This is a genomic window from Maribacter caenipelagi (genome assembly GCF_004364175.1).
In the GTDB taxonomy this organism is placed as follows: domain Bacteria; phylum Bacteroidota; class Bacteroidia; order Flavobacteriales; family Flavobacteriaceae; genus Maribacter; species Maribacter caenipelagi.
Window position 1 is genome coordinate 325,104 of the sequence record NZ_SNZW01000014.1, and the last position, 13,599, is coordinate 338,702.

Genomic DNA, 13,599 nt, shown 5'->3' on the forward strand with positions numbered 1-13,599 from the left:
TACAAACTAATTTCATTCAAATTTCTTGAACTATACAAGCATATAACATCAAACAACTCTCTTTAAGGTTAATATCGATTATAGAATTACATTTGCTTTAGGAGTGTCACTTATTTCTAAGTATTTTTACAAAAAAAATTGATGAAAGGATATTTACCGTTTATTCTTATCTCACTGCTATGCTTCTCTTTTTCATCATGGGGGCAACAGAAATTTACCTTAAGTGGCTCTATAGCCGAATCTCGCAGTAATGAAACACTTATCGGAGTTACTGTCGCTATCCCTGAATTAGGCACTGGTGTTACCACCAATGAATATGGTTTCTATTCCATTACATTACCAGAAGGCACATATACTATTCTCATTAGTTATCTTGGCTTTGAAGATATCCTACAAGAAATAATTCTTACTGAAAATAGACGTATTGATTATTTGCTTGAAGAAGAAGCTGAACAGTTAGAAGAAGTTGTCGTTACAGAAAATGTGGAAAAGATGGATATTAGAAAACCACAAATGAGCGTCAACACACTATCGGTTGGTACCATTAAAAAAATACCGGTAATTCTGGGTGAAGCTGATGTTATAAAATCTATTTTATTGCTTCCTGGGGTTACAAATGCCGGCGAAGGTGCATCAGGTTTTAATGTTCGTGGTGGTGCTGCCGATCAAAATCTTATTCTTTTGGATGAAGCTATCATTTTTAATTCATCACACTTATTCGGGTTCTTTTCTGTATTTAACCCTGATGCCATAAAAGATGTAAAACTCTACAAAGGTGGCATTCCCGCTCGTTATGGTGGCAGAGTGTCTTCCGTTTTAGATATTTTTCAAAAAGAAGGAAATAGTAAGGAATTTAAAATGAACGGCGGTATTGGTGCCGTGGCAAGCAGACTTTTGGTTGAAGGGCCTATCAAAAAAGACAAAGCTGCATTTCTTATTGGTGGTAGAGCTTCGTACGCCCATCTTTTTCTTCCTCTTTTTGATGTTGACAATACAGCATATTTCTATGATCTGAATACCAAATTGAATTATAGGTTGAACGATAAAAACAATATTTTTCTATCTGGTTATTTTGGCAGAGATGTTTTCGGCATCAATGATAGTTTTGTTAATACCTACGGAAATACCGTTGGTAATTTTAGATGGAACCATTTGTTCTCTGACAAGCTTTTCTCAAACCTATCGCTGATTTATTCGGATTACTATTACGGATTAAAATTAGATTTTGTAGGATTTAACTGGAATTCGGGCATCCGTAATTTCAACATCAAATATGATCTAAAACATTACGCTACAGATAAATTACAGGTAAACTACGGCATCAATAATGTGTATTATCAATTTAATCCTGGTAAAATAGAACCTAGTAATGCTGAATCAGGAATTATTGAAGAACAACTAATTCAAAAATACGCTAACGAATTTGCAGCCTATGTTGATTTTGAACACCGAATTACCGATAATTTAAGCTTAGGTTACGGACTACGTTTTAGTCATTTTATGAGACTTGGTCAAGATGAATTGAACGTCTACGCCAATAACAACCCTGTTGAGTTTGATCCTTTCTTGCTAATTTATAAAGAGGCAGAACCTATTGATGTCATAAATCCCGGTAGAGGAACTACACTATCGAACTTTAGTAATTTCGAACCGAGAGTATCATTATCGTATACTTTAAACGAGACAAGCTCCGTAAAAGCTAGTTATACAAGATTAGCACAATACCTACATCTATTATCAAACACAAGCTCCCCCACTCCTTTAGATGTTTGGACACCAAGCGGACCGTTTACAAAACCTCAGTTATTAGATCAATATGCCTTCGGATATTTTAAAAATTTAAAGGATGGAGATTACTCGGTTGAAACGGAGGTTTTCTATAAAGACGTTCAAAACAGAATAGATTACATCGATGGTGCTAATTTAATTGCAAACAATGCCATAGAGCAGGTAATTTTAAACGGAGAAGCCCGTGCTTACGGTTTGGAGTTTTTGTTACGTAAAAACGAAGGTAAATTACAAGGCTGGTTGGCATATACATTATCTAAATCTGAGCAACGTACACCTGGTAGAGCGTCTGCCGCAGATGATGGCCGAAGTAATTTAGAATCTGGTATTAACTTTGGCAATTGGTACAACACACCTTACGACAAAACGCATGATGTGTCTCTATTCGTAAATTATGATGTAAATGAAAAATGGAGTGTCAGCAGTAACTTCACTTACCAAACTGGGCAGCCGACCAATTACCCTATAGGTCAATTTGAATTTCAAGATTTGACAGTACCTTACTACGGACTTCGAAATACACAAAGATTACCAGCATATAATCGTCTTGATCTGTCAGCAACATTAACACCCAGAAAGAATAAGAATAAAAAAATAAAAGGAGAATGGGTCTTTAGCTTATACAATGTATACAACCGAAGAAATGCAGCCTCTATTAGCTTTAGACAAAATGATGATACCGGTGTCAACGAAGCTGTTCGTACTTCAATTTTTGGTATTGTACCTGCTGTTACCTATAACTTTAAACTATAAGCTATGAAACGTTATTTGTTATTATTGTTAACTCTTACGTCATTCATTTCTTGTGAAGACGTTATCGATATAGAGCTCCCTGAAAACGAAACTAGACTTATCGTGAACGGTATTATTAGGGTTGACGAAACACAAGAATATCTACCTATAGAAATAGTCGTTTCTGAAAGTAGTTCGTTCTTTGAAGAGAACACTATTGCCTCCATCAACAGTGCCATCATTTATTATGGTACACCAAATCCAGATGCTCCTGAGATACTAGAGGGTGGCGGCGTATCTAATTTAGTAGAACTAGAACCGGGAACTGGAATATGGGTCCCAGACCCAACATTTGACAGTGATCAAAGAATTAGAGTTAGTAGCATAAATGAAGGTGATGTTTTTCAACTTACCATAGAAACCGACGAAGAGCGCTATTTCGCAACCACCACGTATGTAAAATCTGTGCCAATAGACTCTTTAGAGCAAGGTGATGAAACACTATTTTCAGGAGATGAAACAGAAGTTATCGTAGCATTTACAGACCCTGGCGATAGTGATGATTTTTATCTTTTAGACTTGGACTTCGGAGAATTTCTGGTAACCGAAGATGAATTTTATCAAGGACAAACTTTTGTATTTTCATACTTCTATGATAACGATTTAGAGCTAGATACATCCTCTGTAGTAGATATAAGCCTTTTAGGTGTAGATGAATCATTTTATAACTACATGAACCAAATCATTGTTCAGTCTGGTGGTGACCAAGGTCCGTTTCAAACACCTGCAGCCACTGTTCGTGGAAATATTATAAATATTACAGGTATCGATAATGACGAGGTTTTTGATAATGTAGAACGTTCAGATAATTTTGCACTGGGTTATTTTGCCATTGTAGAAGAATATAAGGATAGTATTGTAATTACAGACAATGAGACGAACTGATAAAGATTTACTAGTAACTGGTCTAAAACGCTTAGCTATAACGGTCGTATTAATGTTTACCGCACCACTTATTCTGTGGCAAGCATTTAAAAACCAAGAACATTTTTTGTTCTGGCCGGTTTGTATATTAGGTATAATAACAGCCTTTTTTGCCGTATTTATGGGTTTCAAAGGCATTATGACCATTGTAGACTCCGTCTTCGGAAAGAAAACTAAATCGCGTTAATCTTTAGGCACTTTTGTAGTTCTCTTCCATTTATTATACAACTTATCATAATCATAATCGAGAACGGTTTCTTGACGCTCTAATTTACCTGCAGAGAAGGCTCGTTGTAATATATCTTCTATTAAATAATCTTCTTCTATTAAATCGGGGTGAAATTCTTCCTTTATACTAATGCTAAAAAGCTTCGCTGTCGTGTTATACCAAAAAGCGCGCCATCCATTTCTTAAGTCTTTTACCAAATCAAAAGCGGTTGTACCTGTTTGTCTGTATATTAATTTTACTAATATCTGACCTTCGGTACGTGTCAACTTTTTCAACTCTTCAGAAAACTCTTCTTCAATAAACTTCTGTACTTTTTTGGTGTATTTCTTTCGCTTTCTATTATTCTTCATATCAGCCAAACTATCGTTCAACTCTACCAAACGTTCCGCAGCCATTTTTGCATATGGATATACTTTTTGCGTCTTTCTACGCAAAATGTAATACCTCAATTTTTCATCGTAAGATGAAAATTTAAGCTTGCCAAATACATAAGCTTCCTCTAAGGCTATTGAACTTTGAACCAAAGAATCACCAGCTACTATAATCATCTTTTCCGTAATAGAATCAAGTTCCTGCTCTTCAACTTGGGCATTACAAATAGAAATTCCGCAGAAGAGTAAAAAAAGTAGTAAAATGTTATATTTCATTACCATAGGCTAAGCAAAAGTCTTGCCAAAATTAACGATTATTAAAGAAGGATATTACTAATACAACGCTAATATTCTTAAGTTTGTATTCTAAATTTATTTTGATGGCTAATAAAAAAATAATTACTAAAAAGTCTGAGGACTTTTTTGAAAAATACTTAAATAATGCTGCCCCAACAGGATATGAGTGGGAAGGGCAAAAAATATGGATGGACTACCTAAAACCATATGTAGATACATTCATTACAGATACTTACGGTACTGCAGTTGGAGTTATAAATCCTGATGCAAAATATAAAGTAGTAATTGAAGGGCATTCAGATGAAATCTCTTGGTATGTAAATTATATCACAGACAATGGTCTTATTCATGTTATTAGAAACGGTGGTAGTGACCATCAAATAGCACCTTCAAAATGGGTTAACATTCACACAAATAAAGGTATTGTAAAAGGTATTTTTGGCTGGCCAGCTATTCATACACGGAAAGGAGACAAAGAAGAAACACCAAAAATTGAGAATATCACCGTTGATGTTGGCGCCACTACAAAAGAGGAAGTTGAAAAACTTGGGGTACATGTAGGTTGTGTAATCACTTACCCAGATGAATTTCAAATTCTTAACAAGAACAAATATGTTTGTAGAGCGATAGATAATCGTGCTGGTGGGTTTATGATTGCCGAAGTTGCTCGTTTACTTCATGAAAATAAAGTTAAGTTGCCTTTCGGACTTTACATTACCAACTCTGTACAAGAAGAAATTGGATTGCGTGGTGCTGAAATGATTACCCAAACTATTCAGCCAAACATTGCCATTGTTACAGATGTTTGTCATGATACTACAACCCCTATGATAAAAAAAGAGGTACAAGGTCATACAGAAATTGGTGCCGGACCTGTAATTTCTTATGCCCCAGCGGTACAAAATAAATTACGTGAACGCATCATTAAAACCGCAGAAGATAATAAGATACCATTTCAACGAATGGCAGCCTCTAGATCAACTGGTACAGATACAGATGCTTTTGCGTATAGTAATGGCGGCGTTGCTTCTGCATTAATATCTTTACCATTACGCTACATGCACACGACAGTAGAAACGGTTCATAAAGACGATGTAGAAAACGTTATTCGTTTAATTTATGAAACACTCTTAACAATTAAAGAAGGGGAAACTTTTAGCTACTTTGATTAAATTTTTATAATCCCTCTTTAATCGGAGGGATTTTTTTATTCTATGGATGAATTAATTGACATTTTAGATGCTGATGGAAACATGACGAATACGACTGCCATGAAGTCTGAAGCGCACAAAAATGGATGGTTTCACCAAACGGTTCATATTTGGTTCTATACTTCTGACGGAAAAATTTTAATGCAGCAACGTGGCAAAGAAAAAGATGTATATCCTTTATTATGGGATGTTTCCGCTGCTGGACATATTGGTGCAGGTGAATCAATTATAACATCTGCCATACGAGAAGTACAAGAAGAAATAGGATTACACATTAGTCCTTCAGATTTAAAAAAAATAGGCGTCTTTAAATCCATTCATAATCATTCAGAAACATTAAAAGACTATGAATTTCACCACACATTTATAGCAGAGCTAAAATCACCCTTTAGCTCTCTAAAAAAGCAGGAAAGTGAGGTTGAATCCTTAGAATTAGTTTCAATAAAACAGTTCGGTAAAGCAATAAAAAATATATCGACATTCAAATACGTACCTCATGAAATTTCATATTATAAAAACATTTATAGAGAAATTTCCAATAGAGTAAATAGTAAATAGAACCTGTATACGACTATAAAAAATGAGTTAATTAAAATCCGGATTCTTCTGCCATCTTAACTACACCAACGATTAAAATTAAATTAGCAAAACGGCGCTGCTCGCCCGTCTGGATTATCAAGGTTGTATTTTGATCTCTAATTTTATCATAAAACGCCCAACGTTCCATTTCATCCCAAGTCACATCTCCCAACAAATTTTTATAGGCATCATGAATTTCTGCATTGGCTTCTGCAGGCTTTTCCATTACTATAGCTCCTTGTACCGGGCAAACTTCTAAAATACCCTCAAGAACTGTTAGGGCATCTAATAGACCTGGTTTGAAATTAAGGTGTACTGTTGTAGAATCCGGACCAGACATCGCACCTACAGGTAAATTACCATCTGCAATGACTACTTGAGCAAAATGACCTGAACGCCCTAGCGCTTCCATAATTGTAGGGTGTATAACCGGAGTCTTAAGCATAATTATATTTTTATAAGTATGAGAATAAAAAACTAGTCACCCTAAAGCGACTAGTTTTACAATGATTTTATCGAATTTTACATGTTGTAAACTCCGCCATTTATATCAAGCGTAGCTCCAGTAATAAAGCCATCATATTCAGAGGCTAAATACAGCACAGCTCTGGCAACATCATCAGCATTACCTGCTCTTTGAATAGGAATACCTTTTGTAGTTTCTGCTGCAGATTCTTTAGTTGTATGTGTATTGTGAAATGAAGTACCTAAGATAAGTCCTGGTGCAACCGCATTAACTCTTGTTCCCTGAGGCCCCAATTCTGATGCAAGTGCCCTTGTATAGGTTAAAATAGCTCCTTTACTAGTAGAGTACACCAATGATCCAGGGTGACCACCTTTACGCCCAGCTAAAGATGCCAAGTTGACAATGCTACTATTTTCATTCTTTGCCAAATATGGTGCTGCTGCTCGTGTAACGAACATCATTGAAGTCAAATTAATATCCATCACCTTGTGCCAAAATTCTGTTTCCATTTCGCTTAGCAACTTTCTAGCCACTAAAGACCCGGCATTATTTACAAGAATATTTAGACCTCCTAATGCTTCAACTGTTTTCTTTACTAATGCATTGGCGTCTTGTTCTTTTGTTAAATCTCCAGATATAGCAATTGCTTTTAAACCCTTATCGGTCGCGTACTTTACTAATTCATTTGCAGTATCTGCACTAGAAAAATAATGAATAGCAACATTGGAGCCACTATCAATAAAATGTTTGGTAATTGCTTCTCCAATTCCTTGTGCACCAGCAGTAATAAGTATATTTTTTCCAGATAATTTGTTCCTATTCGTCATGATGTTGTAATTATAAAACTTGATTTTACTTTGATTTAAATCCATATCAGTCATACAGTATAAAATTGCACAACCAGATTGGTTAACCAAATATAATCAAAAATGACGCAGTAATTTTTTATCTGATTTTAAAGTACTTAGCGCATGTGCTCTAGAAAATCTGAAACCTTACTTAAGCTATATTCTTTTTGTGAGCCTTCTTTCATGTTCTTAACCACAAAAGTATTCTTATCCAACTCTTGCTCCCCTATTAAAATGACATAAGGTACATTGCGATTATTGGCATATTTCATCTGCTTTTGCATCTTGGCGCTAGAAGGGTAGATATCAGCTTTAACCCCAGACTTACGTAATTGACTTACTAATTTTAGGGCAGCCATTGCTTCTTTCTCTCCAAAATTGACGCATAATACTTGTAAGGATTGGTCAATTGCTTCGGGGAAAAGATTTAAATCTTCTAATACCAAATAAATACGGTCTAGACCAAATGAAATACCTACCCCGCTTACATCTTTTAATCCGAAAATACCGGTCAAGTCATCATAACGACCACCACCGCCAATTGATCCCATTTTTACACCTTTTGGTGCCGCAACTTCAAAAATGGCTCCAGTATAATAATTTAAACCGCGTGCAAGTGTTACGTCTATGGATAAATTAGCAGATTCCAAGCCTAACGTAGCAATTGTATTTAAAATAAAACGAAGCTCTTCCAATCCTTTTTTACCTTCTTCAGAGTCTTTTAATAGTGCATCTAAACGTTCTAATTGCTCATCATTGTTTCCTTGAGGTAAAAATAATGGAGAAGCTTGTTCTATAGCTTCCTCAGAAATTCCTTTAGCAAGCATTTCTTTTTTAACGCCGTCCTCCCCTATTTTATCTAGCTTATCTAAGGCAACGGTAAAATCTATCAATAAATCTTTAGCTCCAATAACTTCGGCTATACCTGCTAAGATTTTTCTATTGTTCATCTTTATCCTTGTACCATCTAATTTTAATTCTGAAAATACGGCATCATATAATTGAATCAACTCTACTTCTTGCAATAAAGAATCTGACCCTACAACATCGGCATCGCATTGAAAAAATTCTCTAAACCTACCTTTTTGAGGTCTATCAGCTCTCCATACCGGTTGAATTTGATAGCGCTTAAAAGGGAAATCCAACTCATTTTGATGCATTACTACATAACGTGCAAAAGGCACTGTTAAGTCGTATCTCAATGCCTTCTCCGTAATTCTAGGCGCTATTGTAGCTGAATTTTTATCAGCATAAGTAGCATCATCCACCTTACTTATAAAATCTCCAGAATTTAATATCTTAAAAATTAAACGATCACCTTCTTCCCCATACTTACCCAATAACGTGTCTGAATTCTCAAAAGAAGGTGTTTCAATTGGCTGAAAACCATATGTTTGAAAATTCCTTTTAATGATGTCAAATATATAATTACGCTTTGCAATTTCAGATGGATTAAAATCGCGGGTTCCTTTTGGTATAGATGGTTTCTGTGCCATTAATTTTTTATTGTATTACAAATATAGCCCTCAAAAAACTAAGGCAATATTTAAACAGTATGAATACTAGATTATTATTGTTTTACTTGGTAACGATTACTTTTTCGAACCACTTGTACAAATCACCTTTTGTAATTACCGCACCTTGCTGTAGCAATAAAAATTTGTCTACATTTTTATCATCTGTATATGCTTTTGCAGCGGTTAAATACTCTACAAAATCTGACTGCCAATTTCTCTTGAACCAATCGAAACCAACGGTTGTAGTTAAATCTATTTCTGGATTCATCACTTTTACCGAAATCAATTTCATTTCTTTTTCAGTTAAATGAAAAAGATGCATTTGCTTGTCTGAAATATTTTCTAAATAAGAAATTTTACTCAATACTCCTTCCCAAACCAAATCGCTAAAAACATCTAGCTCTTCTTCTGCTACTTTTGGTTTATCTCTTTTTATGGCATCCCACTCATCGCCCGTAATAGATTGTGTTGCCAGAAAATTAATGAATTCTTGATGCAATTCCTCTAATTGCTCTTTTGTTAGCCTCGTGTATTTCATTTTGCAAAAATAAAAAGCCCTAACATATTTGTTAGGGCTTTTACAACTTAATTTTAAAAACTTAGAAGATATATCTCAATCCTACTTGTGCTTGCCATCTAGATAACAAGCTAGCATCGTATCCAAACGTTTCTGTCAATTCTGGATTAAACGTATATGTCGGAATACTTGAATCTGGATCAACTGTTACACCAACTGGTTGAATGTTGTTTGGTTGTTGAACTAAGCCCCATTCAGAACTAATCATATTACCAATATTCAACACATCAACACTAAATTGAATAGTATTTGTTTTCCCTTCAGAAACAGTGATTTTATAATCTTGTAAGAACTTAACGTCCCAACGCCCTCTCCATGGTGATAAGGCTCCGTAACGCTCTGCGTACTGCCCTCTACGACCACTTAAATAATCATCTTGAGCAATATAGGCATCAAAAGCAACACCTTGACCAGCTCCTGCAAATTGCATTTGACCAATTTCAGCAGATGTTGGTACATAAATAAGGTCATTAAGGCCTGACCCATCTCCATTAATATCACCACCATAGGTATAGTTAAATCTACCACCTTGAGCATACTCGAAGAAGGTAGAAAGTGTACTACCCCATTTACCATTACCGTATACCCAATTTTTACTAGCTACACCAATGAACCTGTGCTTATCTCCATATTTGGATGGCGCCAAAACATCAGCATTCGCATCGTTTACAACTGGGTTACCAACGAAAGCATCTGATGTAATCTCTGCTTCAATAGAGTTTACATCTTTAGCATCTAAATAGCTATATGCCAACATCGTATACAAACCTTTATCGAATGTTTTTTGTGCTTTAAATGAAGCGTTCCAAATTCTACCTTTATTAGAGTTTGTAAAAACGTAAGGTCCTGCACCTAAACCAAAGCTATTCAACAAATCTCCTGACGTATACGTTGCTCTTGTATCAACTCCAGATAAATTACCTGAAGGTGAAGTCAATGCCCAGTTTTGAACATGAGGACCATTTATATCTTTAGTATAAGAAACATCTGCCGTAAGTACCATACCATTATCTAAACGCTTATCAGCGCCTAAGTTTGTTCTCCATACTTGAGGAAACTTATAATCTGGATCTACAGCTTGTAAGAAAAATACATCTGGTGATGAAATTTGATTTCCTAACCATACAAATGGGAAACGACCTGTAAATAATCCAGAACCACCACGTAATTGCAATGATCTATCGCCATACACATCATAGTTAAAACCAACTCTTGGAGATATCAACCAATCATTAGAAGGCATTTGAGTATTGTCTATAAATACTGTTTCACCTGTATTCGGATTTTGGTATGGCTGATCTGCAATTACAAAACCTCTATCGATTACATCTTGTGCTTTTGTTGCAGAATCAAAGAACAACGGCTTATCGAAGCGAACACCATATGTTAATTTGAATTTCTCATTTACATTCCATTCATCTTGAACATAAAAAGCCAATTGACCTACATTAGTTTCTGCCAATGCCCATCCTTCACCATCTGGAACAGCATTATTTGCATTAAATGTTGCTTGTGGACCAGCAAAATCATAAGATGATGCATCAAAATCCGCAATATCTACACCACCAAATAAATCAAAACCATAAGCGGTTAGGTTAAAAGAGTTGTCAAACATAAATTTCTCTAATGAAAAACCTACTGTATACGTATGATCACCTTTATAAAAATTAAGGTTGTTGGTAATTTGAATTACTTTTTGATCTAATCTATTATTCGCAGAGAATGGTTCATGACCTGCAATAATATAATTAGAACCATCTTTTGTTATGTTTATAGAAGGAGCCGGTGTAGAAAACGGATTTCTAAAATCATTAAAATGAGTATAACCAACCTGCAACTTGTTAGAAGCTGTTTCTGACAAGGTTGAGTTTAATTCCACTTGAATAGACTTAAGCTCATTGTTTATTTCATATCCTGAATTCTGAAACTGCAATGTGTTTGCATTAGGACCTCTAAACTGTATTGCCGATGGGTGAGCTGGCTTTTGCTTAGATGCATTCAAAAAGTTATAAATAACCGCTAAACGGTTATTATCGTTAATATTCCAATCTAACTTGAAAAGACCTTTAGTAGACTCTGCATCATGCGTAAAACCTTCATAGGCACCTGGATCATAACCTGCCGCCAATAACTGATTTTGCACATTAATTAAATCACTTTCTAATACTCTAGATTCGTTGATGGCTCCTGAACCTGTATTTGGCACCCATCCATTAGTACCTAAATCTGTACGTTCGTCTCTTTCAAAATTGGCAAAAAAGAATAGTTTATTTTTAATAATTGGACCACCAATACTAACTCCGTATTGACTTTGATCTAATTTAGGCTTAACGATTTCATCACCTTTAATTTTACCACCGGTCATATCTTCATTTCTGAAAAAACCGTATACCGTACCATGAAATTCGTTAGAACCACTCTTAGTAACTGCATTTACAGAAGCTCCTGTAAATCCTGATTGTGTTACATCATAAGGTGCAGTTGAAACTTGGATTTGTTCAATTGCATCTAAAGATATGGGCTGAGAATCTGTTTGCCCACCTGGTGTTGCAGCATCTAATCCGAAAGGATTGTTGAAAATAGCCCCATCCAAAGAAAAGTTATTGAATTGATCATTTCTACCCCCAAATGAATTTCCGCTAGCTGTTGGCTCTAAACGTGTAAAATCTTGTGCCGAACGTGAAATTGTTGGCAAACGAGTTAATTCTCTTCTACCTACACTAGTTTCTGCACCGGTACGATCGCTACTAAAAGTACCTGAACGATCAGAAACTACAGTAACTTCATCCAAGGCTTGACTTTCACTTGCCAATTTAATTTCAACATTGAAAGTTTGACCTAATGATAAATCGACATCTGTAAGTAAATATGGCTTAAAGCCTATATAAGAAATTTCAACCGTATAAGGACCACCAACACGAAGATTCAAAAGATTGAATCTTCCATCCTCATTGGTAATTGAACCATACTTTGTACCTGTTGGGGTGTGAACAGCGACAATGTTTGCGCCAAAAAGTGGTTGGTCTAGATCGTCCATTACCAAACCTCTAATATTAGAGGTAGTAACCTGACCGTAAGTTGCACTTACAAAAAGTAGCAACAGCAATTGAAAAAACAAGTTGTTTTTCATTTTTATTGGTTTTGAGTTATTTATGAGTTCTTTAACAAAAATACCAATAAAAAAAGAGCTATGCACGCACAGCTCTTTTAAATTTATCAACTTAGATAGTTAATTATTTTTGTTCCGCTACTACTTCGAAACCAAAATCAACAATTACCTCGCGGTGTAATCTAATTTGTGCATTGTAAGGTCCAGTTCTTTTAACTGCACCACCTTGAATACTAATGAATTTTTTGTCAATTGAATGACCTTCTTTTTCAATTGCATCAGCTAAATCACCATTAGTAACAGAACCGAATAATTTATCGGCAGCACCTGTCTTAGCGGTAATCTTCAATTCTAAAGCTTTTAATGCTTCTTCTACTTTCTTAGCAGCATCAACAACTTTTTTATCTTTATGTGCTCTTTGCTTTAAGTTCTCAGCTAAAACTTTTTTAGCAGAAACAGTAGCCATAGTAGCTAAGCCTTTAGGTATAAGGAAGTTTCTTCCGTAACCATTCTTAACGTTTACTACGTCGTCTTTAAAACCTAAATTTTGTACGTCTTCTTTTAATATAAGCTCCATGATTCTTTGTCTTATTATTTTAATAAATCAGCAACATATGGCATTAATGCCAAATGACGAGCTCTTTTTACTGCTTGTGCAACTTTTCTTTGATACTTCAATGAAGTTCCAGTAAGTCTTCTAGGTAACAATTTACCTTGCTCGTTTACCAACTTTAATAAAAAATCAGCATCTTTATAATCTACGTACTTAATACCAGATTTTTTAAAACGACAATACTTCTTCTTAGTGTTGGTTTCAATGTTTAGTGGAGTAAGATACCTGATCTCTCCATCTTTCTTTCCTTTTGCCTGTTGTTGTAATGTTGCCATAAT

At 35.2% G+C, this 13,599-nt stretch carries 13 protein-coding genes; 5 read left to right on the plus strand and 8 right to left on the minus strand.

Annotated features, from left to right (window positions below; genetic code table 11):
* The first annotated feature begins 141 nt into the window (after positions 1–141).
* Genes DFQ03_RS09490 through DFQ03_RS09500 form a run of 3 tightly spaced genes read left to right on the plus strand, consistent with a single transcriptional unit; the run spans position 142 to position 3,691 of the window.
* The gene (locus tag DFQ03_RS09490) at positions 142–2,541 is read left to right on the plus strand and encodes a TonB-dependent receptor (RefSeq protein WP_133672933.1); all 2,400 of its coding nucleotides are present in this window, start codon (positions 142–144) and stop codon (positions 2,539–2,541) included.
* Positions 2,542–2,544: 3 nt separating this feature from the next.
* Positions 2,545–3,465, plus strand: a complete 921-nt coding sequence (locus tag DFQ03_RS09495) for a DUF4249 family protein (RefSeq protein WP_133672934.1) — start codon at positions 2,545–2,547, stop codon at positions 3,463–3,465.
* Positions 3,452–3,691, plus strand: coding sequence for a DUF6095 family protein (locus DFQ03_RS09500; protein WP_133672935.1), 240 nt, complete (start codon positions 3,452–3,454; stop codon positions 3,689–3,691). The genes DFQ03_RS09495 and DFQ03_RS09500 overlap by 14 nt, the downstream gene beginning before the upstream one ends.
* On the opposite strand, the gene DFQ03_RS09505 is transcribed toward DFQ03_RS09500, so the two are convergent.
* Positions 3,688–4,380: a DUF4294 domain-containing protein gene (locus DFQ03_RS09505; RefSeq protein ID WP_133672936.1), complete on the minus strand. Its 693-nt coding sequence runs from the start codon at positions 4,378–4,380 to the stop codon at positions 3,688–3,690. The genes DFQ03_RS09500 and DFQ03_RS09505 overlap by 4 nt on opposite strands.
* 104 nt (positions 4,381–4,484) lie before the next feature.
* Between DFQ03_RS09505 and DFQ03_RS09510 the strand changes: the two genes are divergently transcribed.
* Positions 4,485–5,573: a M42 family metallopeptidase gene (locus tag DFQ03_RS09510; RefSeq protein ID WP_133672937.1), complete on the plus strand. Its 1,089-nt coding sequence runs from the start codon at positions 4,485–4,487 to the stop codon at positions 5,571–5,573.
* 42 nt (positions 5,574–5,615) lie between these two features.
* Complete coding sequence (locus DFQ03_RS09515; RefSeq protein ID WP_133672938.1) at positions 5,616–6,170, plus strand: NUDIX hydrolase; 555 nt, start codon at positions 5,616–5,618, stop codon at positions 6,168–6,170.
* A gap of 31 nt (positions 6,171–6,201) precedes the next feature.
* Here the strand turns inward: DFQ03_RS09515 and DFQ03_RS09520 are convergent, their stop codons facing one another.
* From DFQ03_RS09520 to rpsR, 7 genes are all read right to left on the minus strand, one after another.
* Positions 6,202–6,636 carry an RbsD/FucU domain-containing protein gene (locus DFQ03_RS09520; protein ID WP_133672939.1) on the minus strand — a complete coding sequence of 145 codons (435 nt, stop codon included), beginning with the start codon at positions 6,634–6,636 and terminating at the stop codon, positions 6,202–6,204.
* 77 nt (positions 6,637–6,713) lie between these two features.
* Positions 6,714–7,484: an SDR family NAD(P)-dependent oxidoreductase gene (locus tag DFQ03_RS09525; protein ID WP_133672940.1), complete on the minus strand. Its 771-nt coding sequence runs from the start codon at positions 7,482–7,484 to the stop codon at positions 6,714–6,716.
* A gap of 137 nt (positions 7,485–7,621) precedes the next feature.
* Positions 7,622–9,001: a histidine--tRNA ligase gene (hisS, locus tag DFQ03_RS09530; protein WP_133672941.1), complete on the minus strand. Its 1,380-nt coding sequence runs from the start codon at positions 8,999–9,001 to the stop codon at positions 7,622–7,624.
* A gap of 82 nt (positions 9,002–9,083) precedes the next feature.
* On the minus strand, positions 9,084–9,560 hold the full coding sequence (locus DFQ03_RS09535; protein ID WP_133672942.1) for a DUF6495 family protein: 477 nt from the start codon (positions 9,558–9,560) through the stop codon (positions 9,084–9,086).
* Between the two features lie 61 nt (positions 9,561–9,621).
* Positions 9,622–12,729, minus strand: coding sequence for a TonB-dependent receptor (locus DFQ03_RS09540; protein WP_133672943.1), 3,108 nt, complete (start codon positions 12,727–12,729; stop codon positions 9,622–9,624).
* A 103-nt stretch (positions 12,730–12,832) separates the two neighbouring features.
* Complete coding sequence (rplI, locus tag DFQ03_RS09545; protein WP_133672944.1) at positions 12,833–13,285, minus strand: 50S ribosomal protein L9; 453 nt, start codon at positions 13,283–13,285, stop codon at positions 12,833–12,835.
* A gap of 14 nt (positions 13,286–13,299) precedes the next feature.
* Entirely contained in the window at positions 13,300–13,596 is a 297-nt protein-coding gene (gene rpsR / locus DFQ03_RS09550) for a 30S ribosomal protein S18 (protein ID WP_027067300.1), read from the minus strand.
* Positions 13,597–13,599: the final 3 nt, after the last annotated feature.

Bases quoted from the DNA above. Each gene is read 5' to 3' on its own strand.
- DFQ03_RS09490 (WP_133672933.1), top strand. From the start codon at position 142: ATGAAAGGATATTTACCGTTTATTCTTATCTCACTGCTATGCTTCTCT.
- DFQ03_RS09495 (WP_133672934.1), top strand. From the start codon at position 2,545: ATGAAACGTTATTTGTTATTATTGTTAACTCTTACGTCATTCATTTCT.
- DFQ03_RS09500 (WP_133672935.1), top strand. From the start codon at position 3,452: ATGAGACGAACTGATAAAGATTTACTAGTAACTGGTCTAAAACGCTTA.
- DFQ03_RS09505 (WP_133672936.1), bottom strand. From the start codon at position 4,380: ATGAAATATAACATTTTACTACTTTTTTTACTCTTCTGCGGAATTTCT.
- DFQ03_RS09510 (WP_133672937.1), top strand. From the start codon at position 4,485: ATGGCTAATAAAAAAATAATTACTAAAAAGTCTGAGGACTTTTTTGAA.
- DFQ03_RS09515 (WP_133672938.1), top strand. From the start codon at position 5,616: ATGGATGAATTAATTGACATTTTAGATGCTGATGGAAACATGACGAAT.
- DFQ03_RS09520 (WP_133672939.1), bottom strand. From the start codon at position 6,636: ATGCTTAAGACTCCGGTTATACACCCTACAATTATGGAAGCGCTAGGG.
- DFQ03_RS09525 (WP_133672940.1), bottom strand. From the start codon at position 7,484: ATGACGAATAGGAACAAATTATCTGGAAAAAATATACTTATTACTGCT.
- hisS (WP_133672941.1), bottom strand. From the start codon at position 9,001: ATGGCACAGAAACCATCTATACCAAAAGGAACCCGCGATTTTAATCCA.
- DFQ03_RS09535 (WP_133672942.1), bottom strand. From the start codon at position 9,560: ATGAAATACACGAGGCTAACAAAAGAGCAATTAGAGGAATTGCATCAA.
- DFQ03_RS09540 (WP_133672943.1), bottom strand. From the start codon at position 12,729: ATGAAAAACAACTTGTTTTTTCAATTGCTGTTGCTACTTTTTGTAAGT.
- rplI (WP_133672944.1), bottom strand. From the start codon at position 13,285: ATGGAGCTTATATTAAAAGAAGACGTACAAAATTTAGGTTTTAAAGAC.
- rpsR (WP_027067300.1), bottom strand. From the start codon at position 13,596: ATGGCAACATTACAACAACAGGCAAAAGGAAAGAAAGATGGAGAGATC.